The organism is Nostoc sp. CHAB 5715, assembly GCF_020829685.1.
GTDB lineage: Bacteria > Cyanobacteriota > Cyanobacteriia > Cyanobacteriales > Nostocaceae > Nostoc.
In genome coordinates this window covers 1-2,690 of sequence record NZ_JAIVFR010000986.1, presented here as the reverse complement: position 1 = coordinate 2,690, position 2,690 = coordinate 1, and the positions used below count along the sequence as shown (strand labels likewise).

The window sequence follows — 2,690 nt, the reverse complement described above, 5'->3', positions numbered from 1 at the left end:
AGAATCAATACTTGCTCAAGTGAGCTATCTCCACTATAAAATGCCCGTTAACTTTGATTTAACCAACCTTCTAGAGGCGACAAACGGTAAAGGAATTAGAAAGATTCTCAAAAACTTGCATTTATTATTGAGTTCAGTTACAGTCAAGGCAGAGGCATATAATCAAACCCTGACATGAGCTTCAGGAAGTTAGATTAGGTAAAAGGGTAAATACCAGGTTTGTTAATGTTGATCTTAGTGACGCTGCTAATAATTACTCACTAGTTTTGATCGTTAACTTATCGCGCATGAAGTACGGGGCACAAAGCATTGACCCCTAATTTAATTGTTTTATTTTTTCTCAGCTAATTGATAATTATTCGCAATATGTATAAATGGATAAATACATTAAAAGCAGATAAAAAAGTTTTCAAACAGTATTGGCTTACCAAAGTATTATATGTTTATCAGGTGTTCTGGCATCTACTTTTAGGAATATGTTTCTGGCAAAAGCAACATAAAATTATATCTTTATGTGTAACAACAACTGTAACTACCTATGTAAAAAATTTCAGCAAAACTTTAAATAATTATTTTGCTGCTAGCAATATTTTTGATTGTAATATCAGCTACATCCATATTGTAAGCAAGTTGATCGCCTGTTACTCTCCAAGCGATCGCCCAAGATTGAAGATATTTGATTTTGCGAAAGAAACCAAGTTCAGAAAAGCCCAGCTTCAGCAAGTGAAAGTTTACAAAATACCAAATAACAATAAAACTAGATACAAAATTAACGCCGCGCATACGGAAAAATCTATTTTGATGCTGTTTATCTGTATTGTGGAGACTTTATTAACCGGAAAGACTTCGATCAGTAATGATGTTATAAAGTGGATACCTAGTTTTAACTGGGAAATGAATATTGTTCTTTTTTATCTCCTTTAGCCAAGGATATTGTAGCTAAGAACACAATTGTATTTTGTTATACCTTTTGTCCATAGAATACGCTAATGAGTACAGCGAGATGAATACTTTTTTTTGTTCTGACGATTCACAGCAAGCGGGAGAAGATGTTATTGGTAGCGCCACCAATTATCAAACTTATATTTTAGTTGAGTGTCCTTTACCTTGGACATCAGAAGCTTTTAATTCCAAATGGGTACCTCAGAATTTGAGGGCTTTGGTAGAGGAAGTGAAGCGTGCTAAACTACCGATTAGATTCCTCTTAATTGCTAATGATCTATCACACAAAGTAAACCACACTACGCTCTTGATTTATCAAAAAAAAGAGGGGCTAAGTAATGGATACCATAAGCAAGAGTTTAAGCTAGCAAATATTGAGCAAGTAGCAGCAGTTGTCCAAAAATGGTTATGGGGTATCAGTGCTAATTATGAGATAGAAACCACCGCAACTAAAGATATTTTAGTTTGTACCCACGGTAGCCATGATAAATGTTGTGCCAGATATGGCGCTCCCTTTTACTTCAATGTTACAGCAAGGAATGCTGATTTGTGCTTGGATAATGTGCGAGTTTGGAAATCATCACACTTTGGCGGACATCGATTTGCACCCACAATTATAGACTTACCAGAAGGAAGATACTACGGTCGTATAGATATAGATTCATTTAGATCGATTTTGACTCGTACTGGCGATATTCAATGTTTAAATAAAGTTTATAGAGGCTGGGGAATTCTGCCTGTTGCACTTCAGGTTTTGGAAAGAGAACTAATGCTTTGTAATGGATGGGATTGGTTTAATTACAAAGTGGCAGGCAAAATTTTGGAGCAAAGTTTAGATAATAATACTATTCTGGGTGAGCTAAGTTTTGAACAACCTTCTGGTTCTCTTTACACGTACCAGGCTAAACTTGTGAAAGATGAAACTAAGACTCAACAACTGAAGAGTTCATGCAATGCTACACGAGAGTTGGTAGTTACTAAATATGCTGTCGGTAGTCTTTGGCTTACTTCTAGTAAGGTGATGAGTTATAGTACGTAAAAGGGGAGAGTTTTTAAACGCAGAAGGACGCAAAGGGAAGCGCAGAGGTACGCGGAGTCTTACTGTATTTAGTATAACGCTGCACAAATTCGTAACAAAATCTCTGCGTACCTTTGCGTTTCCCTCTGCGTTCCTCTGCGTTTAAATTCCAAATCAAGATTAAGTCATATTTAAGACTTTTCGTAAAAGTATTTGGTCTTCTAATTTGGCTTTTAAACGGCCATTTTCGATGTCTCGAATCCAGCTTTGGCTTTTACCTGTAAGCTTTGCCAATTCTCTTTGGGAGAGATTCAAATTTTTTCGCGCCTGCAAAATCTGTTCACCTAGCAAATCGTTTGTAGCTTTAGGCTTCCTTTTGGCTTTAGCAGTTCTTGTTTTCTTTTTTTCCGATTCTGAGATTTGCTGTTCCCATTCTGGTGGGAGTTCAAAAGCCAAAATCCGCGCATTCATAAGCAGATTCCACTTACCACGGGGGCCTGTGTCTGTGAGGCGGGTTTCAGCACCACCGTCATTAGTCCAAAATTCTAATGCTTCATCTGGATCTTCGGGAAGATCAACTAATTTCGCCCATAAAGGTTGAATTTCTAGTGGGTAGGTAACTGGATCGAACAGTGGTTTCATTCCATAGTGATTGAGAATTTCCAAATCGCTTTCAAAAGTTCGCAGCAGACGTTTGCGTTCTTCCCGTTGTCTGGAAGCAAGGGCGACT

At 37.4% G+C, this 2,690-nt stretch carries 3 protein-coding genes; 2 read left to right on the top strand and 1 reads right to left on the bottom strand.

The features are described 5' to 3' along the window. The first annotated feature begins 366 nt into the window (after positions 1–366). Together LC574_RS34780 and LC574_RS34775 are read left to right on the top strand one after the other, a co-directional pair. Positions 367–924 carry a hypothetical protein gene (locus tag LC574_RS34780; protein WP_229458170.1) on the top strand — a complete coding sequence of 186 codons (558 nt, stop codon included), beginning with the start codon at positions 367–369 and terminating at the stop codon, positions 922–924. A gap of 79 nt (positions 925–1,003) precedes the next feature. Next, positions 1,004–1,981 carry a sucrase ferredoxin gene (locus LC574_RS34775; RefSeq protein ID WP_229458169.1) on the top strand — a complete coding sequence of 326 codons (978 nt, stop codon included), beginning with the start codon at positions 1,004–1,006 and terminating at the stop codon, positions 1,979–1,981. Positions 1,982–2,140: 159 nt separating this feature from the next. Here LC574_RS34775 and LC574_RS34770 read toward each other — a convergent pair. Continuing rightward, a partial coding sequence (locus tag LC574_RS34770) for a helix-turn-helix transcriptional regulator (RefSeq protein WP_229458168.1) occupies positions 2,141–2,690 on the bottom strand: 550 nt, incomplete at its 5' end.